The 23,535-nt window shown below is 72.4% G+C and carries 21 protein-coding genes and 1 pseudogene; 12 read left to right on the top strand and 10 right to left on the bottom strand.

All coding sequences use genetic code 11. The features are described from left to right. Nucleotides 1-91 precede the first annotated feature (91 nt). Entirely contained in the window at nt 92-2,371 is a 2,280-nt protein-coding gene (locus tag NX794_RS36085; protein WP_428985937.1) for a WD40 repeat domain-containing protein, read from the top strand. Nucleotides 2,372-2,404: 33 nt separating this feature from the next. Here NX794_RS36085 and NX794_RS20510 read toward each other — a convergent pair whose 3' ends face one another. Further along, nucleotides 2,405-2,878 carry a hypothetical protein gene (locus NX794_RS20510; protein ID WP_258780055.1) on the bottom strand — a complete coding sequence of 158 codons (474 nt, stop codon included), beginning with the start codon at nt 2,876-2,878 and terminating at the stop codon, nt 2,405-2,407. A 104-nt stretch (nt 2,879-2,982) separates the two neighbouring features. Next, on the bottom strand, nt 2,983-3,753 hold the full coding sequence (locus tag NX794_RS20505; protein ID WP_258780054.1) for a hypothetical protein: 771 nt from the start codon (nt 3,751-3,753) through the stop codon (nt 2,983-2,985). Nucleotides 3,754-4,181: 428 nt separating this feature from the next. Between NX794_RS20505 and NX794_RS20500 the strand changes: the two genes are divergently transcribed. Next, nucleotides 4,182-4,505, top strand: coding sequence for a putative quinol monooxygenase (locus NX794_RS20500; protein ID WP_258780053.1), 324 nt, complete (start codon nt 4,182-4,184; stop codon nt 4,503-4,505). Nucleotides 4,506-4,814: 309 nt separating this feature from the next. Here the strand turns inward: NX794_RS20500 and map are convergent, their stop codons facing one another. Next, nucleotides 4,815-5,597: a type I methionyl aminopeptidase gene (map, locus tag NX794_RS20495; protein WP_258780052.1), complete on the bottom strand. Its 783-nt coding sequence runs from the start codon at nt 5,595-5,597 to the stop codon at nt 4,815-4,817. A 726-nt stretch (nt 5,598-6,323) separates the two neighbouring features. On the opposite strand from map, the gene NX794_RS20490 reads away from it, so the two are divergent. Continuing rightward, nucleotides 6,324-7,142 carry a S1 family peptidase gene (locus tag NX794_RS20490; protein ID WP_258780051.1) on the top strand — a complete coding sequence of 273 codons (819 nt, stop codon included), beginning with the start codon at nt 6,324-6,326 and terminating at the stop codon, nt 7,140-7,142. Continuing rightward, nucleotides 7,139-7,864, top strand: coding sequence for a rhomboid-like protein (locus tag NX794_RS20485; protein WP_258780050.1), 726 nt, complete (start codon nt 7,139-7,141; stop codon nt 7,862-7,864). Before NX794_RS20490 ends, NX794_RS20485 begins: the two co-directional genes overlap by 4 nt. A 127-nt stretch (nt 7,865-7,991) precedes the next feature. Here NX794_RS20485 and NX794_RS20480 read toward each other — a convergent pair whose 3' ends face one another. Beyond that, entirely contained in the window at nt 7,992-8,888 is an 897-nt protein-coding gene (locus NX794_RS20480; RefSeq protein ID WP_258780049.1) for an MBL fold metallo-hydrolase, read from the bottom strand. Between the two features lie 183 nt (nt 8,889-9,071). Between NX794_RS20480 and NX794_RS20475 the strand changes: the two are divergent. From NX794_RS20475 to NX794_RS20445, 7 genes and pseudogenes are all read left to right on the top strand, one after another. Next, nucleotides 9,072-9,210: pseudogene (locus NX794_RS20475) on the top strand (amidase family protein); the annotation flags it as partial. Between the two features lie 164 nt (nt 9,211-9,374). Beyond that, on the top strand, nt 9,375-9,959 hold the full coding sequence (locus NX794_RS20470) for a TetR/AcrR family transcriptional regulator (protein WP_258780048.1): 585 nt from the start codon (nt 9,375-9,377) through the stop codon (nt 9,957-9,959). Between the two features lie 180 nt (nt 9,960-10,139). Next, nucleotides 10,140-10,562: a hypothetical protein gene (locus tag NX794_RS20465; RefSeq protein WP_258780047.1), complete on the top strand. Its 423-nt coding sequence runs from the start codon at nt 10,140-10,142 to the stop codon at nt 10,560-10,562. Nucleotides 10,563-10,790: 228 nt separating this feature from the next. Next, nucleotides 10,791-10,973, top strand: a complete 183-nt coding sequence (locus NX794_RS20460; RefSeq protein ID WP_258780046.1) for an SflA family class IV lanthipeptide — start codon at nt 10,791-10,793, stop codon at nt 10,971-10,973. An 8-nt stretch (nt 10,974-10,981) separates the two neighbouring features. Continuing rightward, nucleotides 10,982-13,612, top strand: coding sequence for a class IV lanthionine synthetase LanL (gene lanL, locus NX794_RS20455; RefSeq protein WP_258780045.1), 2,631 nt, complete (start codon nt 10,982-10,984; stop codon nt 13,610-13,612). Between the two features lie 221 nt (nt 13,613-13,833). Beyond that, nucleotides 13,834-15,417, top strand: coding sequence for an AMP-binding protein (locus NX794_RS20450; protein ID WP_258780044.1), 1,584 nt, complete (start codon nt 13,834-13,836; stop codon nt 15,415-15,417). A gap of 338 nt (nt 15,418-15,755) precedes the next feature. Beyond that, nucleotides 15,756-16,589 carry a PIG-L family deacetylase gene (locus NX794_RS20445; RefSeq protein ID WP_258780043.1) on the top strand — a complete coding sequence of 278 codons (834 nt, stop codon included), beginning with the start codon at nt 15,756-15,758 and terminating at the stop codon, nt 16,587-16,589. A 373-nt stretch (nt 16,590-16,962) separates the two neighbouring features. Here NX794_RS20445 and NX794_RS20440 read toward each other — a convergent pair whose 3' ends face one another. The 6 genes from NX794_RS20440 to NX794_RS20415 all read right to left on the bottom strand — a co-directional run bounded on the left by NX794_RS20440 (nt 16,963) and on the right by NX794_RS20415 (nt 22,202). Then, nucleotides 16,963-18,339, bottom strand: a complete 1,377-nt coding sequence (locus NX794_RS20440; protein WP_258780042.1) for an MFS transporter — start codon at nt 18,337-18,339, stop codon at nt 16,963-16,965. Beyond that, nucleotides 18,336-18,881, bottom strand: coding sequence for a glycine-rich domain-containing protein (locus NX794_RS20435; protein WP_258780041.1), 546 nt, complete (start codon nt 18,879-18,881; stop codon nt 18,336-18,338). The genes NX794_RS20440 and NX794_RS20435 overlap by 4 nt, the downstream gene beginning before the upstream one ends. A 109-nt stretch (nt 18,882-18,990) precedes the next feature. Continuing rightward, complete coding sequence (locus NX794_RS20430; protein ID WP_258780040.1) at nt 18,991-20,250, bottom strand: phenylacetate--CoA ligase family protein; 1,260 nt, start codon at nt 20,248-20,250, stop codon at nt 18,991-18,993. Between the two features lie 125 nt (nt 20,251-20,375). Continuing rightward, entirely contained in the window at nt 20,376-20,516 is a 141-nt protein-coding gene (locus NX794_RS20425; RefSeq protein ID WP_258780039.1) for a hypothetical protein, read from the bottom strand. 178 nt (nt 20,517-20,694) lie between these two features. Continuing rightward, nucleotides 20,695-21,117 (bottom strand): NAD(+)--rifampin ADP-ribosyltransferase, encoded by a 423-nt coding sequence (gene arr, locus NX794_RS20420; protein WP_258780038.1) that lies wholly within the window; start codon nt 21,115-21,117, stop codon nt 20,695-20,697. Between the two features lie 425 nt (nt 21,118-21,542). Beyond that, complete coding sequence (locus NX794_RS20415) at nt 21,543-22,202, bottom strand: TetR/AcrR family transcriptional regulator (RefSeq protein WP_258780037.1); 660 nt, start codon at nt 22,200-22,202, stop codon at nt 21,543-21,545. A gap of 137 nt (nt 22,203-22,339) precedes the next feature. On the opposite strand from NX794_RS20415, the gene NX794_RS20410 reads away from it, so the two are divergent. Then, nucleotides 22,340-23,530, top strand: a complete 1,191-nt coding sequence (locus NX794_RS20410) for a cytochrome P450 (RefSeq protein WP_258780036.1) — start codon at nt 22,340-22,342, stop codon at nt 23,528-23,530. The last annotated feature ends 5 nt before the right edge of the window (nt 23,531-23,535 follow it).

Genomic DNA, 23,535 nt, shown 5'->3' with positions numbered 1-23,535 from the left:
CGTGCGGCTGGACCAGGCCTGTGAGTGGGCGGCGCGAGCGGGCGCGGAGCCGCTCAGCTCGCGGGAGCGGCAGTTCCTCGCCGCGAGCCGCATGGCGCGGGAGGCGGAGGTGACCGCCGCGGCCCGGGGCACGCGGCGGCTGCGCAGGCTGTCCGTGCTGCTGGCGGTACTGCTGGCGGGCACCGCCGCCGCCACCGGCGTCGCCGTGCGTGCCGAGCGCCAGGCGTCGCGGCAACGCGACACCGCCATCTCGCAGAGGGTCGCGCAGGACGCCGTGGCCCTGCGCCTCACCGATCCCGCGCGCGCCGTGCAACTGGCCCTGGCCGCGTACCGGCTGCAGCCCACCAGCGCCGCCCGCAGCGCCGTTCTCAGCGCCTACGCCACCCCGTACGCGACCCAACTGACCGGCTCCGACACCGTCGAGGCGGTTGCCTACGCCCCGGGCGGCCGGCTGGTGGCCACCGCGGGCGACGACGGTGCCGTGCGGCTGGTCGACACCACCGACCCCGGCCGTGCGCGCCAGGTGGCGGCGTTCAGCGGGCACACCGGACCGGTACGTGGCCTCGCCTTCAGTCCCAGCGGCAAGCTCCTCGCGTCGGCCGGCGCGGACGGCACCCTGCGCCTGTGGGACCCGCACGGCGCCCCGCGGGCGGCGGGTCGCGCCGTGGGCACGGCCGCCGCCCTTCCGGGTTCCACCGTGCCGCCCGCCCTGGTCTCGGTGGCCTTCAGTCCGGACGGCGCGACGGTGGCGGCGGCCGGAGCGGACGGGGCCGTCCGCATCTGGCGCACCGCCCACGCGGACGGCGCCCCGGTCGTCGTACTCGCGGACCGCCCCGGTGAGCTGCGTGCGCTGGCCTTCGCGCCGGACGGCCGTCGCCTGGCCGCCGCGGGGCCGGCCGGGACCGCGCTGTGGCGGCTCGGCCCGCGTACGGGGCGTGTCACGGCCCGACTGCCGGCCGCCAACGCGGTGGCCTTCGCGCCGGACGGCCGCACCCTCGCGACCGCGGGCGAGGACTACGCGGTCCGGCGGTGGCGGCTCGACGGCGACGGCGGCGACCGGCATCCGAGCCGGCTGGGCGCTCCTTTGACCGGCCATACCGACACCGTGAACGCGCTGGCGTACAGCGCCGACGGCCGCGTCCTGGCCAGCGGAGGCGTCGACGCGACCGTACGACTGTGGAACGTCGCGAAGCCTGGCTGGAACCTGCCGCCCACGGTCCTCTCCGGCCACACCGGCTACGTGTCCTCACTGGCGTTCGCCCCCGACGGCCACACCCTCGCCTCGGGCAGCAGCGACCGGACGTTACGGCTGTGGGACCTGCCGGTACCGGCCCTCACCGGCCACACCAGCTCCCTGTACGCTGCCGGTTTCTCTCCCGACGGCCGTACCTTGGCCACGGGAAGCTACGACCACACCGTCCGCCTGTGGGACGTCAGCGATCCGCGGCGGCCCGCTCCAGGTGCGGTGCTCACCGGCAACGACGCGGCGGTCAACGCGGTCGCCTTCGCGCCCGGCGGACATCTCCTCGCCAGCGCCGGCCTCGACCGCACGGTGCGACTGTGGGACGTCGCCGACGTCCGCCACCCGCGCCCGACGGACGTGACGACCGCCGGGACGGACGCGGTCAACTCGCTGGCGTTCGCGCCGGACGGCCATACCCTGGCCACTGGCGGAGCGGACCGGTCGGTGCGGCTGTGGGCGGTTGCCGGCAATCGGCTGCGGCCGCTGACGCGGGCGGCCGCGCACCGCGACCAGGTCGGCTCGGTGGCCTTCAGCCCCGACGGCCGCCTGCTGGCGAGCGCGAGCCGGGACCGGACCGTACGGCTGTGGGACACCGCAGGTGGCAGGCTCCGGCCGGTGGCGGTGCTGACCGGCCACAGCGACGCGGTCAAAGCGGTGGCGTTCGCACCGGACGGCCGTACTCTCGCCACCGCATCGGACGACCGGACGCTGCGGCTGTGGGACGTACGCGCCGCCCGGGACGGTCACCCCGTCCGCCCGCTTGCGGTGGTGGAGGGCCATACGGACGCGGTGAAGGCGTTGGCCTTCACCGCCGACAGCCGGACGCTCGCCTCGGGCGGAGCCGACCACAGCATTCGTCTCTGGGACGTCACCGACCCGGGCCGGCCCGCACCGAGGGCGGTACTGAGCGGACACGGCAAGCCCGTGGACGCGCTCGCCTTCGCCCCGGACGGTCACACCCTGGCCAGCGGCAGCGAGGACTGGACCGGGCTGCTCTGGGAGACCCGGACGGCCAGGGTCGCCGCCCGGATCTGCCGGACGATCCGCGCCCCGGGCCTGACCCCCGCCGACTGGCAGCGCTACCTGCCCGGTCTCCCGTACCGGCCACCGTGCGCTCACCCGCGGTGAAGGGACCGGCCGCTCCGGGGACGACGAGCGAGGTCAGCCCTGACTGCAGTAGTCGACCCAGCGGTGCGAGGAGATGTTGTCGTTGACCGACTGGCCGAAGCCGCCGAGGCCCGATCCGTAGGTGAACCTCCACTGCCCCGACGGCAGGTTGTTCCAGGAGTCACCCCGGCCGATGCAGGCATGCGCCCCGGTGGCGTTGAGACCCCAGTAGAGGTCGACAGCGTCGAGGGTGACGGCGTAGCCGTTGTTCCATATGTCCGAGGCCTTGTTCCGGCACGGGCCCCAGGTGTCGGCGTTCCCGCCCCAGAAGCAGGGGGTGCCGCCGCCGTAGGGGTCGGTCCAGGCGTGCAGCAGCCCGTCGGCCGCAGCCGCGCCTCGGGAGGCGGAGTCGTGTGCGGCCGACCCGGTGGCGGACGGGGTCGCCGCGGCCGACGCGGTCGTCGGGAAGAGCGCGAGCGCCAGGCCGGCGGCGACGGCCCCGGTGGCGATGAACTGCTTGACTGACATGGTGTTCTCCCTGTCCCGGACGGCCGACGCCGTCCGTGCTTCGGTGGCCTGGTCGGCCGTTCCGCGGCGGGGACCGCCGCGGACATCTGAGGGGTGAGCGGCGGTCAGCCGCGATCCACCAGGGCGCGGGCCCGGGGCAGTGCCGCCGCCTTCAGCCGGGCGAGGTCCCCGTAGACGCCCGGATAGCGTTTGCGGAGCCGGACGTCGTAGGAGTGGTCGAGGTCCGCGGCGACCCGGGACAGACCCGTGGACACCGCGCAGGTCGCCTCCGCCACCGCCAGCCGGATCTCCCGCGCGCGGCTGACGCCCTGTGCGGAGGCGGCGGCGCGGCTGTCCTGAGGGTCCGCGTACGGGAACCCGGCAGCTTTCATGCACCGCGCCCAGCGGTCCCGGGCGCCGAGGTAGCGCGGATCCCGCTGGACCGCCGCCACGCGTTCGCCATCGAGAAAGGCGGTGGTGCGCGTAGCGCGGAACCAGGCCGGCAGATCGCCGTACAGGCTGCGTTCGGCTTCCGCCGTGCAGCCCTCGTCGCTGTGGCTGACCCGGGCGCCATTGGGCAGGTCGACGGCGAGTCCGCTGGGGCGCGATCCGTTCAGCGCGGCGACCAGCGCGGTGCGGCGGTCGGGCCGCAGCGACAGCAGATAGCGCTTGTTCGGGTTGGTTGAGTCGGCCCGCCGGAGCGCCGCGTACCGGTCTGCGCCGTAACCGTGGGCCCTGGCCCATCCGACGTCGTCGACCGCGTACGGGAAATCGTGGCGCGTCGTGGACGCGGCCGGGGGAACCACCCAGAACCTGAAGCCGTGCCGCCGCATGCAGTCGCGTTCCAGCAACTGCTCGGCGATGTCGAGGGCCTGCTGCGGCTCTACTGCCCGCACGCCCCGAGGGCTCGTCGTCGGCCGGGCAGCCGGGCCCCCGTCGGCGTGTGTCCCACATCCCAGGAGCAGCGACATGGCGGCCGCAGCACCCACCGCCCACACTCCGCCCCGCGCCGTCTGCCGCATGCCCCGGTTCCCTCCGTGTCGTCCCGGTCGTTCCGCCGTCCGGTGATGGGAGGTGTCTAGCCCGATGGCGTTGTCCGGTGTCGGCGGGATAGGGCCTTACAAACAAAGCCCCGACAACGGAGCAACACCCCCGGCGCCCAGCGGCACCTTCAGAGAAGGCGCTTGACCTGCCGCTTCACCCTCGCTCCCGGAACGCGTCGACAACCTCGCTCGGCGGGGCGCTGCCGCTGACCTTGATCGATACTTGACCCGTGTGACGGCGACCGGCGCCGTCCGGACGGCATCCCCACGCGGAGACCCCCATGATCTTCATCACCGTACGGTTCACCATCCGCCCCGAGCACGCCGAGGAGTGGCCCGAGCGGGTACGCGACTTCACGGAGGCGACCCGGGCCGAGCCGGGCAACGTCTTCTTCGACTGGGCAAGGGACCTGGAGCACCCCGACCGCTATGTCCTCGTAGAGGCCTTCGCCGACGCCGACGCGGGCCGTAAGCATGTCGAGTCGGCCCACTTCAAGACGGCGATGTCCTGGATGCCGGACGTGGTGGCGAGCACACCGGAGATCATCAACACCGAGGTCCCGGGCACGGGTTGGGACCGGATGGGGGAGGTCACGCCCCGCTGAGACCAGGCCGGGGATCGGGTGTCCCCGCTCGACGCGGTGCGGGGCTCGGCGCTCGTTCTGCGTACGGGCGTTCCGGCAGACGTGCCCCGGCGCCGTCGCCGCGTTCGCCCGCCCGGCCCGGCCGTGACCAACCGGCGGTCGCATCCCACGAGGTATCGGTCCACGTCGGGTGCCGCGGCGGGGAGAACCTCCTGAGATCTGGTCGTGTCCGGACGGAAGGTCCAGCGTGGACTGCTCCGCAGACGGGGGCCGCCCGCTGTCCACGCCCGGCAGCCCGGTCCACGGACACGGCAGCGGGGTGGCCCTTCTTTACGGTCGGGCCTGCGTGGGCAGAGTCAGAATCTCGGCTCCGTCGTCGGTGATGGCGATGGTGTGCTCGCTGTGCGCGGTCCGGCAGCCCGTCGCGCTGCGCAGCGTCCAGCCGTCGGCGTCGGTGACGAGAGCGGCGGTGTCGGCCATGACCCAGGGCTCCAGTGCGAGCAGCAGTCCGGGGCGCAGTTGGTATCCGCGGCCGGGCCTTCCGGTGTTCGCGACGTGTGGGTCCTGGTGCATGGTCGAGCCGATGCCGTGACCGCCGAACTCGGTGTTGATCGGGTAGCCCGCCTCGCTGAGGACCGCGCCGATGGCGTGGGAGAGGTCGCCGACGCGCGCCCCGGGCCGGGCGGCGGCGATGCCGGCGGCGAGTGCGCGTTCGGTCGTCTCGATCATCGCGACGCTCTCCGCCGGCCTGGCCCCGCCCACCAGAAAGCTGATCGCGGCATCCGCGGCCACCCCGCCCCTGACGACGGCGAGGTCGAGGGTGAGCAGGTCCCCGTCCGCCAGCGTGTAGGGGTGAGGCCGCCCGTGGAGCACTCCGTCGTTGACGGCCGTGCAGATGTAGTGCCCGAACGGACCCCGCCCGAAGGACGGCGCGTAGTCGACGTAGCAGGACTGGGCTCCTGCCTCGGTGATCATCTCCTTGGCCCACCGGTCGATGTCCAGCAGGTTCGTCCCGACCGTGCTGCGCTGCTTCAGCGTGTGCAGGATGTCTCCGACCAAGGCGCCGGTGTCCCTTGCCCGTCGCAGCCGGGCGGAGTTCAGGATCTCGATCACGGGGACCTCTCGTGGGTATGCAATAACTATCCCGGCTAACTATACCGGTATTAGAATGGGGCGCGGTCGGGTCGCTCCTCCCTCGCCGAGGACGGCCCCTCCGGCGCCCTGCTCCGCCGCGCGGGATCGGTGAGGTGGAGCAACCCGTCGAGGGCCAGCCGGTCCCGCCCGTCACACGGCATCCGCCGCCGGCCTCGTGCCGCCGCACCCAAGCTCCCTGTCCGTGATCGTGCAGCGCCCAGGCTCACCCCCGAGGGCGCCCGTGACCACCCCCCGTCTGCGCCGTCTTCCGTGAACCGGCATCCGCCGCGCGGACGTTGGTGGATCGCCTGCGCCCGGTCACCGCCCGGGTGTCTCTCATCCCCCCCGACACCGACTTCGCCGACCTCGTCGTCCTGCGGCCGACGACCGGCACTCCAGGACCACGGCCACCTCCCGCCCGGCCCCCTCCGACGTGCCCGCTGGAGCCCGCGCTCGACTGCCGCTCCACCGCTCCTGACCTTCGGCGCGGACGCCTGCCGTAAGTGACTGAAGTGCCCGACAGGGCGAGTCGTTCGAGTCGGAATGGCCTGACAGGCGGGCCGAGTTCGGCCGAGTTCGGGGGACGGTGTGCCTTCGGCGGTGGTGTGGTGACGGCGTCGTAGACTTCGGGACAGCCAGCCCGTTCCGTGGGGAGCGGCCCAGTAACTGAGGCAGCCTCAGTGAACGGAAGGGACACATACGCTCGTGAGGACCACCGTCATAGGGAAGCGTGCCGGCACGGTTCTCTCCGCCACTGCCCTCGCGTGGGGAGCCGTGTTCGCCGTCTCCACTCCAGCCGTGGCGGTGCAGGGCGGCAAACCGGCCCGGGCGGCGGACTACCCCTGGGCCGTCGCGATCAAGCCGCCGCTGCTTCCGTTCGCCTACTGCGGCGGCACTCTGGTCGCCCCGACCAAGGTCCTCACCGCCGGGCACTGCGTGGACGCCTTCCGCAAGGCCCCGGGTCTCGTCGAGGTGGTGGCCGGCCGCGACCGCATACGGTCCACGGGTGGTACCAGGGTGGGTGTCGCCCGCGTCTGGCGCGATCCGCACTTCGCCAAGTTCACCGCCCAGGGCGAGACCGGCTATCGCAACGACGTCGCCGTCCTCACGCTCAAGTCCCCGATCAACGCCCCGGTCCTGTCCCTCGCGGGCCCGCACTCGAAGGACCTCTACCGGCCCGGCCGCACCGCGCGGATCCTCGGCTGGGGTACGACCGCGTCCGGTGCCCTCGACGGCGGCACCCTGCGCACCGCCACCACCCGGGTGATAGCCGACTCCTCCTGCGCGAGTGCCGGTTCGTACGCCGACGCGTACGATCCCCGCCAGTACACCTGCGCGGGCGACTTCGCGCACGGCGGCGTCGACACCTGCGACTTCGACAGCGGAACCCCGCTGGTGATCGACGGGGTACTCGCCGGCATCACCTCCTGGGGCGTCGGCTGCGGCAAGCCCGGCCACCCCGGTCTCTACACCCGAGTCAGCACGTTCTCCGCAGAGATCACCGCCCAGTTGGGCAGCCGATGAGCGGTACCCGTCTGACCGGAGCCGTCCGGACCTACCCGAGACGCTCACCCCTCACCCTCGGATACGTCGGCCTCCTGCTGCTCACTCACGCCTGGATCACGTACGGTCTGACGGCGGCCCGAGCCGACTCCGTGCTGCGCTACATCAGCACCGACCTCGACAACCTGGCCGACCACCCGTTGACCGCGCTGCTCGGCAGCGCGCTGTTCTTCGACGGCACGCTGACCGACGTCACCTCGCTGTACTTCCCGGCCACCGTCATCACCCTGGGCATCGGAGTCTGCTGTTGCCTGGCCTGGGCCGAACGGCGGTGGGGCCCGCTCCGGGCGTTCGCGGTGTTCCTCGCGAGCCACATCGGCACCACCCTGCTCACGGCGGCCGTCATCGCCCTGGCGCTACGACAGGGCTGGTACGCCGATGACGTCCGCCGCACGCTCGACTTCGGCATCAGCTACGGCGCCCAGACCATGATGGCCGCCGCCACACCCGCGCTGCCGCGACGGGCCCGGCTGCCCTGGGCGGTCTTCGTGGTCGCCTGGCCCTTCGGCGGGGCGGAATGGGAGGGGCCGCTGCCCGACTTCACCACTGTGGGTCACGTGCTGGCGGCCGCGCTCGGCTTCACGCTCGCGCTCCCGCCCGTGGCACGCCGACTGGTCCGACGCCCGACGCCGGCCGGGACCGAGGGTGACCGGCTGGCCCGGTCCGGTCGGTCGGCCTCATAGGGCAACGCCGACAAGGCTTGCGGAAGGGGCGGCGGCTCGATGTACGCCCCGTTGCCGACAGGTGTTCGAGTGGCGGCACCGCCCGCCTCCGCGGGTCACCGGACTCGGCGGTCGGACAGGGTGCCCGTCAGACCGCGGCGACGGGTTGGAGCCGGAACGCGTCGCCCGCGGTGATCACGCGGCCGGCGGTCGGCGCCGCGAAGTGGGTGCCGAGCAGCAGCGTGTCCGTACCCGCGAGGGAGCCGAGCAGCCTGCGGCGGGAGGCTTCCGACTGCTCCGGGTCGATGTCGACGCAGGCGCCGATGGCAGGGTGGGCGAACTGGACCGGGTGGTGGATGCAGTCGCCGGTGATCAGGGCCCTCTCGCCCCGGCTGGTCAGCTCCACGGCGACGTGCCCGGGGGTGTGCCCGGGCGTGGGTGTCAGACGCAGCCCGGGGGCGATCTCCATGCCGTCCGCCGGTACGTCGGCCAGGTCCAGCAGACCCGCGCGTTCGACCGGGATCACCGAGTCGCCGAACATCTGCTCGCGCGCGGCGTCCATGTCGTACGAGGCCCAGAACTCCCGTTCGGCGCGACTGGTGAGGTAGCGGGCGTTGCGGAAGGTGGGGACCCATGCGCCGTTCACCGCCCGGGTGTTCCACCCGACGTGGTCGGCGTGCAGGTGGGTGAGGATCACCAGGTCGACGGAGTCCGGGGGGAAGCCTCCCGCTGCGAGGCGGTCCAGGAAGTCCGTGTTCAGGTTGTGCCAGGCCGGATTGGCCCGCTGCTTGCCGTTGCCGATCCCGGTGTCGACGAGCACACGCAGTCCGTCGACGTCGAAGGCGAAACTGTGGCTGTGGAGATGCAGGATGCCCTCGTGGTCGGCGAAGTGCGGGTGCAGCCAGTCTTCACCGGTCACCACGTCGGGGGTGGCGCCGGGCAGCAGCCACGCGCCGGTGGGCGGCGGCAGCGGCACCTCGTCGACGCGGTGAACGGTCACGTCGCCCACGGTCCAGCGGGGAAGGGGTGCGCCGGGAGTCTGCATGGTCCACCGTTCTTTCGTACCTGCGCCGTTCGGCGCGGCGGCCTCCTGAACGCCACCGCTTAAAGCAATCGGCTTGCTTTAAGGTCACCGTAGCCCCTACGGGCCCTTAAAGCAAAGCATTAGCTTTTGGTGTGACGGGGGTCCTGCCACACTCACCAACTCACCGCAGCGGCAAAAAGAAGCCTTCCCGTGGGGCTGAAGGACCTGATCGACGTGGCCGGAACAGCCACCACGGCCAGCTCCCGTGTGCGCACCGGTCACCTTGCCGCTGCCGACAGCACGGTGGCCCCAGCGCCTGTCGGCGGCCGGCGCGATCCTGCTCCTGGAAGCCGACGATCGGCATGCAACTGCTCGCGGCCCCGCTCAGGAACGAACTCTGCTGCGGGTCGGGCACACCTACGAGCGGACACAGCCCCTCCGGGTGCTTGCCCCGGCGGGAGGAACATGGCACGGCTAAACGCAAGGACTGTGCTTTAAGGTGGATGCATGAGCCGCAAGCCGATGGTGCGCCCCGGCGGGCGCAGCGCCCGGGTCCAGACGTCGGTGCACAGCGCGGTGCGCGAACTCCTCTCGGAGACGGACCGCGCCGCACTGACGGTGCCGCTCGTCGCCCAGCGCGCGGGAGTCACCCCTTCCACGATCTACCGCCGCTGGGGCGACCTGCGGGAACTGCTGTCGGACGTCGCCGTGGAGCGGCTGCGCCCCGAGACCGCACCGCCGGACCTCGGCGATCTGCGCACCGACCTGACAGCCTGGGCCGAACAGTTCCTCGACGAGATGGCCTCGCCCGCCGGCCGCGACTACGTCCGCGACGCTCTGCTCGGAGACCCGGACGGCGGCAACGCCGGGCAGTGCTCGGCCTACGCCGCCGACCAGATCGACGCCATCCTCGCCCGTGCGGCCGGCCTCCAGGACGCCGTACCCGGCACCGAGACGGTCATGGACCGCGTCGTCGCCCCCCTGATGTACCGCATCCTCTTCCGCCCCGCCGGCCTCGACACCTCCTACGCCCGCCGACTCGTCACCGACCTGCTGGGCACCGGCACGGAACCCGCCTCGACGACCGGCTGACGGAAGGTCGCCCAGGGGCGTTCGAGACTTGGCGGCTGTGTAGTGAACGCGTAACGGTGCCGGGCGAAAGGAAACGCGCGAGCCGGCCGGCCCATCTGGTCAGTCAGCGAGACGCACCGGGCGTCTTCGCGAAACGCATGGATCTCACAAGCCGGGGGATCCATGGGAGGGAAGTAGTCCATGACCAGGACGAAGAAGACCGGAGCAACGACACGGGGCGGCCGTGTGGCGGTGATCGGCGCGCTGGGCCTGGCCGCGGTCACCCTGGCCGTCGCACCGGCGTTCGCCAAGGGCGCTGTGGACATCACGGCACCGCACATGGCACATGTCGGCAAGACCATCACCGTCCAGGCGCACGGTGGCGACGACAGCGCCGGCTACCTGCACCAACTGTGCATCGAGGAGAACGGGTTCGGCGAAGGCTGGCACCAGGAGAACTGCAGTGCCGTACGCAAGGGCAACGCCAAGGTCACCGCACAGGGCACGTCCGCTCGCCGCGGCAACCTGGAGTTCCGTGCGGTGCTGTACGGCCTGACCAGCGCGCACGACCGTAATCCCGCACGTCTGCACACCTCTGACGTGGTGACGGTGCACGTTCGCTGAGCCGGAACGCGGCTGCGGACGGCCGACTCGGCGTCCGCGGCCGCACGGTGTGCCGACCGGCTCTGCGCACATCAGGGGCGGGGACACGCGACAACCCGGTGCACGCCCCCTTGTCAGCCGGGTCGGCGCTCCCTACTTTTGTGCCTCACGCTCGTGGCTTCGGCCAGTCCGCCGGTCCCGCAGCGCTCACAGCCACACCCCGGTGCACACCAGACATGGAGGCGTCACATGCCCTCACCCGTGCAGGATCTTCCCAGAGCCCGCGATGTCCGCGACGCCGGCCCGCTGGAGCTCGACGACGAACTGATCGTGTTCGAGGACGACGACCGCGGCGACCGCGAGCACACGGCGTGTCTGGCCGACCCCTGGGTGACCGCCACCACCCGTTTCGCCTGCGACTTCAACTCGTAGCGGCGACCGTGTCCATCGCCGGCCGCGCCGAATGGTCCGACAGCACCTGGTCGTACCTCAACGATCCGCGGATGCCGGCGATGGAGCACGGGTGGAAGCTGCACGTCTCGACGCGCCCCGGCGACCTCGACGCCGTGACCGGGCTCGTCCTGCGAGTGCTGGCGCGACACGTCTGCCACGCGAAGTTCGCACGCGATCCCGAGACGCTGCTCCGCATCAACTCCGGTTCGGTGAGCGGCGGTTGCGTGGGCAAAGCGATCACGGTCTACCCTCCGGCCGGCGCGGTGGTCGAGATCGCCCGGGAACTCGCGGCCGTGCTGCGAGGCCGGGAGGGCCCGCGAGTCGTCAGCGACCGGCGGGTCGACCCCCGGGCCCCCGTCTACTACCGTTACGGCCCTTTCACGGGCGACTACCGGACCGGCCGCAGCGGACGAGTCGAATCCGTCATGACCGGACCGGACGGCCGGATCTTCGACGGCCTGGCAGTGGGCCGCTACCGCTGCCCGCCCTGGGCGGAGGACCCCTTCACGACCGGACCCGCGCGGGACGAGGGACTGCCCCCGCCCGGCCCCGGCGCCGGACGCTTCGGTGGCGGCCGTTACACGGTCACCGCCGGTATCGCACGCAAACCCCAGGGCAACGTCTACCGCGCGGTCGACCGGGCGCTCGGGCAGCCGGTGGTGGTCAAGCAGGCCAGGGCCTTCGTGGGTGAGGACGAGACCGGCGCGGACACCCGGGACCGGCTGCGCAACGAACACAGGGTCCTCACCGCGCTCGACGGCGTCGCGGGAGTGCCCCGCGCACGGGACTACTTCCGTCACCACGCGGACGAGTACCTGGTGACCAGCGACTGCGGCGACCGTGACCTGCGGCGCGAGGTCCTGGACAACGGCCCCTACCGGGACGACAACCCCGACATCGGCCGCGACGACGGCCCTAGCCCGGAAGACGACCCCTACCGGGACGACGGCCCCCGCCCGGACGGCGCCGCCGCAGGGGCCGCCGGCGTTCACCGCGCCCCCCACGCCCTCACCACCCTTGCCTCCCGCCTCCTGCGCATCCTGGACGCCGTCCACGCCCGGAACGTGGTCATCCGTGACCTCAAACCCGACAACATCGTCCTCGACGGCCCCGACCACTGCCACGTCGTCGACTTCGGCATCAGCGAGCTGGACGGCATTGGCCCGGCCGGATCGACCCCCGGCTACAGCGCCCCGGTCGCCCGCACGACCGGACCGGCCGTGCCCGCCGACGACTACTACGCCCTCGGCGCGACCCTGTTCTTCGCCGCCACCGGCCTGGACCCCGTGATCGTCGACCCCGACCGGACGGTCAACAGGGACCGGACCCTTGACTGCCTGGCCTGGGCCCTGCCCGGCCCCGCCCACCAGCGGATCCGCTCGGCGATCACAGGTCTCCTGAGCTTCGATGCCGCTGTACGGACCGCCGCGGCCGACAGGCTTCGTACCGGCGCGGTCGGCGTCTCCCGCCGGCCCCCGGAGCCCCGGCTCGACAACGATCTCCTCGAAGAGATCATCGAGCACACGGCCGAGTTCTGCGTCACCGAAGCGCTCGCGATCGCGGACCCGGTACGGGCCGCACACCTGGACATCCCCACACCGGTCGACGTCTACGGCGGCAGCGCGGGACTCGGCCTGGAACTCCTGCGCCACTCCCACCGCCCCGGCGTACGCCCGGCCGTCGCCGCGCTGGCGCAGTGGACGGCGGCACAGCGGTTCAGGAGCCTGCCACCGGGCCTCTACTCGGGGCGCACCGGCGTCGAACTCTTCCTCACGGAGGCGGGGACGGAGCTGACCTTCGGTCAATCCGCACTGCCCGGCCGCGCGCCGGACGGCGGCCCGCCGGAGGCCGACCTGATCGCGGGCGCCGCCGGCATCGGCCTCGGCCAGCTGCTGCTCGCCCGGCGCGCCCACGAGCGCGGCGACCGCCACACCGCCGACCGGCACCTGGCCAGCGCCGCCGACTGCGACCGGATGCTGGCCTCCGGCGCCGCTCAGCTGACACCGGCCGGCTCCGGCACGCCCGGCAGCGCCGCGCTCCGTGAGGGCCTCGCACACGGAGAGGCGGGCATCGTCCACTTCTTGCTGGAGTACGCCGCCGCGACCGGGGACCCCGCCGCGATCAGCCGCTCCCAAGAGGCCGCCGCACGCCTGGCCGCCCGCACCCCGGACATCCTCGCGGCAGCGGCCGGGCCGGGGGCGACCCGCCGCTACGGCTCGTGGTGCCGCGGCCTGGCCGGCATCGGGGCCGTACTCGTCCGCGCCGCCGGGCTCCTGGACGAACCCGCCCACCTGGCACTCGCCCAGCGGGCCGCGCGCGCCTGCGCCACCCTGGCCCCGCGGATGCCGCTGGTCACGCAGTGCTGCGGACTGGCCGGGGTGGGCGAGCTGATGGTGGACGTCGCGCAGGCGTCCGGGTCCGAGGAGTTCCGTCGGGCCGCCGAGACCGTCGCCCTGATCATCCTGAGCCGCTCAGGCGGCACCTGTTCCCGGCCCATTTTCCCGGACGCCGGTCTGGCCCGCCCGAGCGCCACCTGGGCCGGCGGGTCCGCCGGCGTACTCGCCTTCTTCCGGCGCCTGCACGACCACGGCGGCCCCCGGCTCGGCCTCCTCACCTGACGGCGCCCTCGTTCGCGGGAGCGCCCGGGCCCGCCGGACAGCCCGGCCCGGACCCCCGCTCACTCCGTGGCCGGTTCTGCATGCCGGGGTCCCGCCCGAGTTGATCCCGGTGATCAACGAGTCCTAGCCTCCCTTTCGTTGCCTTCAGCAACCGAAATAGGAGGCCCGGGACCGGACCGCACCCGCCGCCTCACCGCCGGGAAGAAAGGCCTGCCGTACCCATGGCTCACGCACCGTTCCGCACGTACGTCGAGGAGACCCTCGACGCACTGGCCGCCGACCCGAACCGGGAGACCCTGGTACACCAGGGGCGGCGAGTCAGCGCCGGAGAGTTCCGCGCCCTGGTGCACCGGCTCGCCCGGGCCCTCGCGGCACACGGCGCACAACGGGGCACCACGGTGGCCCTGCTGGCCGGCAACCTGCCCGAGACGCTGGCTGTCCGGTACGCCGCCCACCTGCTGGGCTGCCGGGTCACCCACCTCTACAGCCGGATCTCCGCCGACGTACAAGCCGCCATCGTGAGCGACGTGGACACCCGCATCCTCGTCACCGACCCCGAACACCAGCAACGCGCCGCCGAGATCACGAAGCAGACCCCGGTCGAGACCCTCCTCTCCCTGGGCGAGACCGAGACCATCACCGACCTGCTCGACCTGGCCGCCCGGGAATCCGATGAACCGGTCACCGGCCAGGCCGAACCGGACGACATCTGCATGATCCGCCACACCGGCGGAACCACCGGCCACCCGAAGGGCATCTGCTTCACCCAGGCACACATGCGCGGACTCGCCCCCGGCCACCCCACCGACGAACAGCACGAAAGCACCACCCACGATCACCCCGCAGCCCCGGAACGCGCCACCTTCCTGGACGACGCACCCCGACTGCTCGTGAGCACCCCCCTCGCCCACCTCGGCGGTGTCCTCGCCGACATCGCCCTGCGCACCCGCGGAACCGTCGTCCTCCTCCCGCACTTCCAGGCGGCCCAGGCCCTCGACACCATCGAGGACGAACGCATCACCCACCTCTTCCTGATGCCGCCCCTCGTCTACGAACTCACCGAGGAGGCCGCAGCCCGCCCCCGCGACACCTCAAGCCTGCGCTCCCTCCTCTACGGCGGCTGCTCCTCCTCACCGGCACGCATGGCACGCGCGGTGGAAGTCCTCGGCCCGGTCCTGACCCAGTTCTACGGACAGAACGAAGTCGGTGGCATCAGCGTCCTGCCCGCCGACGAACACGACCCGGCCCACCCGCAGCGCATGCGCACCGCCGGCCGCCCACTGCCCGGCGTGGAAGTGACGGTGCGCGCCGAGGACGGCCGCGAACTGCCGTACGGCGAACACGGCGAGATCTGCGTGCGCACCCCGACGATGATGCAGGGCTACTGGAAGCAGCCCGAACTGACCGCCGAAGTCCTGCGGGACGGCTGGCTGCACACCGGCGACCTCGGCTTCCTCGACGAGCACGGATACCTGACGATCGTCGACCGGATCAAGGACATGATCGTGGTGGTCGGCGGCCACGTCTACACCGGCGACCTCGAAGACGTCCTCAACACCCACCCCGACGTCCGCGCCTGCGCGGTCCTCGGTGTCCGCGACGCCGACAACGTCGAACAGGTCTGCGCGGTGATCGTCCCCGCCGACGGCGCCGACCTCGACGTGGCGGGGCTCGGCGACTGGGTCGAAGAACGCCTGGGCACCATGTACCGCCCCCACCGCGTCCAGCTCGTCCCCACCATCCCGCTGACGGACGCGGGCAAGCCCGACAAAAAGCACCTGCGCCGACACCTCACCACCACCTGACCCGCGCACGCGGCCCGCATGCTCCGCAGCCGCACCGGCCACCCGGGCGCGTCGACGGTGATGCCGGGACGGTTCCGGGCGGCTCTGTGCGAGCGTCCGGTGGAGGAGAGATCCTCGTGGCCGGCTGCACCCGTGGATGCCTCGCTTCGAGGCACTGGGGCGGCTGCCGGCGCCTCCTCAGTGCTGACGAGGCCCGAACCAGTGCTCCGGTCCCGGTGCGCCGCCACGTCCGGCTTGCGCGCGCCGGGAACATTCGGTCCGGCCGGCGCTGTTGCATGGATCGCGGCAGGCCCGCCGCGCACTCGGACCGAGACGTATTTCTGGCGGAGGACCTTTTCATGACCGACCGGCGCTTGACGCTCATGGCAGTGCACGCCCACCCCGACGACGAGGCCACCGGAACAGGAGGAGTCCTCGCGCGGTACGCGGCGGAAGGCATCCGCACGGTTCTCGTGACCTGTACCGACGGCGCGTGCGGTGACGGGCCGGGCGGTGTCAAGCCGGGCGATCCCGGGCACGATCCGGCGGCTGTCGCCCGGATGCGTCGCGAAGAACTCGAATCGAGCTGCGAGGTCCTCCAGGTCAGCGATCTGGAGATGTTGGACTATGCCGACTCCGGGATGATGGGCTGGCCGAGCAATGACGCCCCCAATTCCTTCTGGCAGACCCCCGTGGAAGAAGGCGCCGCCCGACTCGCGGAACTCATGCGGCACTACCGGCCCGATGTGGTCGTCACCTACGACGAGAACGGCTTCTACGGCCACCCCGACCACATCCAGGCCCACCGCATCACGATGGCGGCACTGAAGTTGACCACGTTGACTCCGAAGGTGTACTGGACGACGGTGCCCCGTTCGGGCATGCGGCGGTTCGGTGAGATCATGCGCGAGTTCCAGGGGGACATGCCGGAGCCGGATCCTGCCGAGGCCGCCGCGATGGCCGAGATCGGCCTTCCGGACGACGAGATCACCACGTGGGTGGACACCACGGCGTTCAGCGGTCAGAAGTACGACGCGCTGGCCGCGCACGCCAGTCAGGGCGAGAACATCTTCTTCCTCAAAATGGGCCAGGAGCGGTTCGGCGAGCTGATGGGCATGGAGACCTTCGTACGCGTCCAGGACGCCACCGGAGCGCCCCTCCCCGAGAACGACCTCTTCGCCGGCCTGCGCTGATCCGACTCCGGGGCCGGTACCCAGGCCTACGCCGCCCTCGTCAACGGAGGCTCGCTCGCGTGATCGACGCCGGCGTGGCGCGGTCACCTCGACCGTTCCCGCCGGCGTCGCCCCGCACGGGGCGGCGCTTTCGCCGGACGGCACGCTCTTGTACCGACACGGCGACGGTGATCGACACCCTCACCGGCAACGGCCCCTCGGCCCTGACATCCGCTGCCGTGCCGTGCGAGATGAGCGCCACCAGCGACTCCCGCACCGTCGGAACGCCGGCGGCCGACGCGAGCACCACCCGCACCCGTTCGCCGAGGACGAGGCGACCACCCCGGGAGGGGCGCACGCTCAACTCGCCCCCCACTCACCGTACGCGCCGGTCTCAGCGCCCGCCGGAGCCCCGGAGAGCGGCCAACGGGATGACGGCGAGGGCCAGTACGCCACTGGCGATGGCGAGGAGAGGGTAGCCCGCGCCTGCGACCGCGAGGCCGGAGACGATGCCACCGGTGGCGCCCGCGAGGGACATACCGGTGTCGACGTGGCCCTGGAGCGTGGCCGCCGTGGCGGGTGGCGCGGCGTCCGTGATCATGGCGGTGCCGCTGACGAGGGCGAGGTTCCAGCCGAGGCCGAGGAGCACCAGTGCGATGGCCAACGGGGCGATGCCGTGCGGCGGGGCCAGTCCCGCGAGGAGTCCCGCTCCCAGGAGGACGGCGCCGGATGCCAGAGCGACAGGCGGCCGTCCTACCCGGTCGGTCAGCGTCCCGCTCAGCACAGAGGGCAGGAACATCGCTCCCACGTGCAGAGCGATCACGAACCCGGCGGACTGGGTGCTGTGGCCGTGCCCGGTCATGTGTACCGGCGTCATCGTCATCACGGCGACCATGACGAGCTGGGCGGTGATCATCACGGTGGCGCCCGTGACGACACCGGCCGGCCACCGCCCCCACCGCTCGGAGGCCGGGGGCTGTGCCAGAGGTGTCGTCCTCACCGGCAGCTCCGTCCCATCCGGCTTCCGAGCCCGCTCCGGATCGGCTGCCCCGTCGCCGGCGGTCGCCGCCGTGGCCGTCCGCGGGCTGTCGCCCTGTCCGCTCCCGCGTTCGCCCGCGGTGGCGCGGGCCACCGTCGTCGGATCCGGGCGCAGCCACAGCAGGAGGACGAGGCAGGCGGCCGTGAAGGCGACGCCGGCGAGGAGGAAGGGGCCGGTCAGCCGCGGCAGGCCGCACGCGTCCGCGAACTCCCCGGTGGGACCGACCAGGCTGGGCCCGGCGACCGCACCCAGCGTGGTCGCGAGCAGCACCGTACCGGCCGCTCGGCCGCGCCGGTCCGGCGGGGCCAGGTCGGCCCCGGCGTACCGGGCCAGGAGTGCCGTCACCGAGCCCGCCCCGTAGACGAACAGCGCGCCCAGCAGCAGTGCCGCCCATCCGGCGGCCGCCCCGGCGACGACTCCGGCGCTGCCCAGCGCCGCGGCGCCATGGCCGAGCGCGAGGCCCGGGCGGCGCCCCCGGCGCTGGGAGATCCGCCCGATCGCGGCGGCCCCGACGGCGGCGCCGCCGGTGTACAGCGCGGCCGGCAGCCCCGCCAGGCCGGTCGATCCGAGCACGTCCTCGGCCAGCAGGGCGCCCACCGTGATCCCAGCGGCCATGCCGGCGCCGCCGAGCGTCTGGGACAGGACCAGGACGGCCAGCAGACGCCGCGGCGTCCCGGGCGCCGGAGCGGCGGGACCGTACGTCTCCCCGGACGGTCGGGCCGTCGCGGTCACGGAGCCGTCGCGCCGCTGAGGGCGGCGATGTCCGCCAGGGAGAGGCCGAGTTGCTCGTGCAGGAAGCGCACGACGGTCCAATGCGGCAGCGCGTCCTCGTCGAACGGGCCGAATGTCTCGACGTACAGCGGCACCCAGCGCAGGGCCTCCTCGGCCGCCGTCTCCCGGCCCGGCTCCTCGTGGTAGTCCCCGTACGCGATGCTGCGGTGGTGGATGAAGTGGCCGCCGGGCAGCCGCTCTTCGCACAGCGCGCGGTACTCGCGGGTCTGGAGGATGAGGTAGTGCCAGATCTCGTCGATGTCCTGCTCGACGGGGAGGAAGAGGCCGGCGAGACGGTCCGGGTGGCGGGAGACGAGGTACAGGTAGCGGGCGCATTCGCGGACCTGGTGGGTGACGACGGCTTGTGGCGGTGCGTCGGGCTTGCCGGCGAAGTGACTGACGACCTCGTCGTGCAGTCCGGGGCCGAGCAGGTCCCTGGCTGTGGCTGCCGGAGGCGCGGCGGCGGCGGTGTCGGGAGCGGTGCGGGCCGGGGATGCGGGCATGGCAGTCCTGTCCTGAGGGCGGAGTGGGTTCGGTCGGCGGGAGGTGGACCCCGTGGGACGGGCGGGGCCGGGGCGTGGCGCCACCGTGGGCCGCCGGAGCGCCGTACGGTCAGGCGGCCTGGACCGGCCGGCCCAGCCAGGCGTACTTGCCGGAGCGGCCGACCGGGATGCGGGTGGTGTGGGCGACCCGGCACCGCATGCCGGTCAACTCGCCGACCGACGAGGCGAGGTGTGCCTCCTCGTCGGCGCTGAGCGGGGTGCCCTCGAAGGTGTCGTACCGCAGTGTGCCCGTGGCCGTCCCCACGTCCCGGCCGCTCGCGCCGTCCGGCTGGTCCGGCGTGAACTGGTGCAGGAAGACGCGCGCGGACACCTCCGCGATACGGGCGTCCAGGTCGGCCTGTGAGACGGGTCCTTCGGGAGTGGGCAGCAGTTCCTTCTCCCGGCCGCAGAAGGAAGCGATGCGGGTGGGGTCGGCGCTGCCGTCGAGGGTGCGGACGCAGTCGCCGGAGCGGTACCGCACCAGCGGCATGTACGGGTTGCGGATGCTCGTGACGATGAGACTGTGGATGCCGCTGCCCGGCGCGACGGGGATCAGCTCGACGCTCATGCCGTGCAGGTACGGGTGGTAGCGGCCGGCGGCGTCGCTGTAGAAGAGGTAGCCGAGTTCGGTGCTGCCGAAGAGGTCGATCACCGGGCAGCCGAAGTGGCGCCGCAGGTAGGCCCGGACGTTCGCCGGGGTGTACTCGTAGGCGTGGACGATGCCGGCGGGGTGCGGGAAGGCGTCCTCCATGCCCCAGGCGAGGACCTTCCGGACCAGATGGGCGAGGTGGTAGCCGGAGCAGTCCAGGAGGTAGGCGCCGTCCGGGTGGGCGGAGGCGGCCTCCTGGAGGTCCGTGAGCATGGCCTCGACGTCCGAAGGGTCCCAGTCGGCCGGCTCCAGGCGGCGGTTGAGATAGAGGGTGCGGTCGTCGAGCCAGCGTTCACCAGGGGTCGTGCCGGGCCGGGCGGCGTTCACCCGGGCGACGTGCTCGGTGGCGAGCACCGTGGTCAGCGAGGCGCGGCGGGCTCCCGTGTGCCACAGCGGGCCTAGGTCGGGGTGTTCGCTCCACAGGCGGTAGTAGGAGCGCAGCAGGAACAGCGGGGGCCGGATCAGCTGCATCCGGGCGTGGTTGGTGCCGGTGGACAGAACGAACTCGGCTTCTCCCGCCTCCAGTGCCCTGGCCAGTCCGGGCGTCATCCAGTTCTCCGGAAAGCCCTGGGCGATCTCCGGCTTCTCCAGGACGGGGAAGTCGCCGCGCGCGACGGAGTCGCGGTAGAGGGGGATGTTCCGGACGAGGTCGAGGACGTCGGGGCTCGGCAAGTGGTTCACGGGACCTCCGGGGAAGGGCGACGGGGAGGCGCGGCGCACGGTCGCGGGGCTCGAACGGTTCGGCGGGGACGCCGGATCCGGTCGGGCCCCTGCGACGGCCGCGAAGCCGCCGCAGGGGCAACGGGTCAGCTGATGCAGCCGGACTTTCCGGTCGCGCTGATACAGCCGTCCTTCGCACCCGTACCGTCCTTGGCCCGCGCCGAGTTGGCGGCGACCCACTTCCGCCAGACGGACTCCTCGGTCATCCGCTTGATGAGCTGTTCCATGTCGTGACCTCCGTAGGACGAAGAGAGCACTTCTCAACAGAACGGCGGATCGCTCCGCCGAACCCAAAAGTAAAGAGAAGGTCAAGCGACTGTCAAGGGCAGTTGATATCGCTGGCTTGAACTGCACTCTCGCCTAGCGCGGACGCGAATCTCGCGATGTTCGAAGGCGCCGAACCGCCTAGTTGAGGATCTCGCCCCGCTCGTCCGGCGCCTTCGAGATCAGCCGGTCGCGCCACGCCTGCAGCGCCTCCGGTGTGAGCCTGGTCCAGTCGGTGACTTCGCGCACGACACGGAGCGGCTCCGTGCTCCGGAAGGACCGCGTCGGATTGCCGGGGAACTTCCTGTCGGTCACGTTCGGGTCGTCCTCGAACGCACCCATCGGCTCGACCTCGTACACGCGGGGCACCCCGGTGTTGCCGAGCAACTCGACCGCCAGCTCAGCAGCCAGTCCGGCACCGTCCCGTAGCGCCGTGAAGTAGACGTGGTTCATGACGACCTCCGGCCGATAGTTCGACGGAAATCCAGCGATGAGCAGGTCACCGGGGTGCAGGAGGGCCGCCGTGCCGTGGAAGAACGGGCCGTCGTCGAGCGCGTCAGTCATGCCGCAAGGCTAACGTGACCACTTCGGGTCCGGAGGCGCGAGCGGCGGCGCCGCGAGAGGGCGTTCCTTCCGGTCGGTGTTCCGCGGGGGGCGGTAGTCCCGGGAACGATGGTTGCGGTCCGCCGGCGCGGCGGCGCGCCGATCGCCACGACGGCGCCGAGCACGACGAGGGCGGCCGGGGCGGCCGGCCCGAGGGAGCCGCCGAGCCGGCGCGAGCTGTTCATGAGTTCGCAGGTCGTGCCGGCCTCACCCGCGGCGACGCCTGTGGTCGACGCGGGGCGCCGAGGACCAGGGAGGCACGCGGGGTGCGTGCCGCGGTGAAGCAGCCCAGGGCCGGATCCGCGACCACAGGGTGTGCGAGCTGACGGGCCACCAGGACTGGTGTCAGCGGAGCGGGGGCCGATTCCTCGGTGCTGTGCGCGGCGTCAACGGGGACCGGCGTCAATGGGCTTCATCTTGCCTGAGCTGACATCGCGGGCCGGCAGCAGCCTTTCGAGAGCGTCGAGCACATGGCCGACGACGTCGTCGGGTGCCGCGCTCGCCAGCGGTTCCTGGCCGACCACAACCCGCATCAGGCCGATGCCGAGCAGCCAGGCCATGGCCAGCTGGGCGCGCAGTTCGCCGTCGTCGGCCGACGAGAGGGCGGCGAGCGCGGCCGCGTACTCCTCTCCCAGCTCACGGACGGTCTCCGGGGCCGCGTCGGCGCTCCCGATGGAGCGCAGATACACGGCCAGCAGCCGGTCGGTGTCGGCGTCGCCGCCCTCCGCCAGGACGCCGCGCAGCGCTGCCTCGAAGAGCCGGTCCGGGGGAGTGTTGCTCACCTGCTCCCTGCCCCCCTCGGTCATCACCTCGGTGAGCAGGGCCTTCTTCGAGCCGAAGTAGCGGAATATGAGCGCCTGGTTGACGCCTGCGCGAGCCGCGATGTCCCGGACGGTGGCCGCCTCGAACCCTCGCTCGGCGAAGACCGCGCCGGCCGCGCGCAGGATTCGGGCGCGGGTCTCCCGGGCGTCGCGCGGACGGTGTCGGGCCGCTCCGTCCCCGAGGCCGTCGGTGAGCCGGTCCCGGTCCCGCGTCTGCTCGTCCACCCTTGTGCTCCTTCTGCCGCCCTGAGCCCGGCCGCGCCTGCCGAGGACCCGCAAGAGTAACGGCTGATTAGCGTCGTTGACCGCCCGCCCACCAGCTCCTAGCGTTGTAAGCGTGTGCTTACACAAGGGAGGCTGTAGTGACGGCAACGGATCACCACCCCCTCGACTACCCCTTCAACTCCGGCCAGGACCTGCGTCTGTCCGCGGCGTACGAGCGAGCCCGTGACACTCCGGGGCTGGTACGCGTCCAGCTGCCGTACGGCGAGCCGGCCTGGCTCGCCACCCGGTACGCGGACGCCCGGCTGGTCCTCGGCGACCAGCGTTTCAGCCGCGCGCTGGGGCTTGAGAGCGATGAGCCGCGGGCCTCCGAGGCCCGGCGCGACAGCGGAATCCTCAGCATGGACCCGCCGGACCACACCCGGCTGCGCTCCCTGGTCGCCAAGGCGTTCACCGTGCGCCAGGTGGAGAGACTGCGCCCGCAGGTCCGCGCGCTGACGTCGGCGCTGCTGGACGAGATGGAGACGGCGGGGCCGCCCGTCGACCTGGTCGACCGCTACGCCCTGCCCATCCCGGTCGCGGTGATCTGCCGGCTCCTCGGGGTGCCGGAGGAGGACCGTCCGCGGTTCCGGGTGTGGAGCGACGCGGCGCTGTCCACCAGCTCGCTGACCGCCGAGGAGTTCGACCGCAACCGCGAAGAACTGCGGGCGTACATGTCCCAGCTGATCGCGCTGCACCGCGACGAGCCGCACGACGACCTCATGACGGCGCTGATCGAGGCGCGCGACCACGGGGACCGGCTGTCGGAGCTGGAGCTGATCGACCTGTGCGTCGCCGTTCTCGTGGCCGGTCACGAGACCACGGCGACCCAGATCCCCAACTTCGTGCTCACGCTGCTCGACCATCCGGAGGCGTTCGGCCGGCTGCATGCCGAGCCCGAGCTGATCAACGGCGCGGTCGAGGAACTCCTGCGTTTCGTGCCACTGGGCAGCGGGGCCGGTCAACCACGCTACGCCAAGGAGGACATCGAGGTGGGCGGCACCCTGGTGCGTGCCGGGGAGCCGGTGCTCGTCGCCATCGGCGCGGCCAACCGGGACGCGCTGCGCTTCACCGACGCGGGTACTCTCGACATCTCCCGGAGCGGCAACGCCCACCTGGGCTTCGGCCACGGTGTGCACCATTGCCTCGGGGCGCCCCTGGCCCGGCTCGAACTCCAGGAGGCGATCGGGGCGTTGGTGGCCCGCTTCCCGCGCCTCAGGCTCGCGGGAGACATCACCTGGAAGACCGAGATGCTGGTACGCGGTCCTCGCGTCATGCCGGTGGGATGGTGAGCCCG

Source organism: Streptomyces pyxinicus (assembly GCF_024753135.1).
GTDB lineage: Bacteria > Actinomycetota > Actinomycetes > Streptomycetales > Streptomycetaceae > Streptomyces > Streptomyces pyxinicus.
Note: the sequence above shows the minus strand (reverse complement) of the source record. Positions and strands in the feature narration are given on the sequence as shown.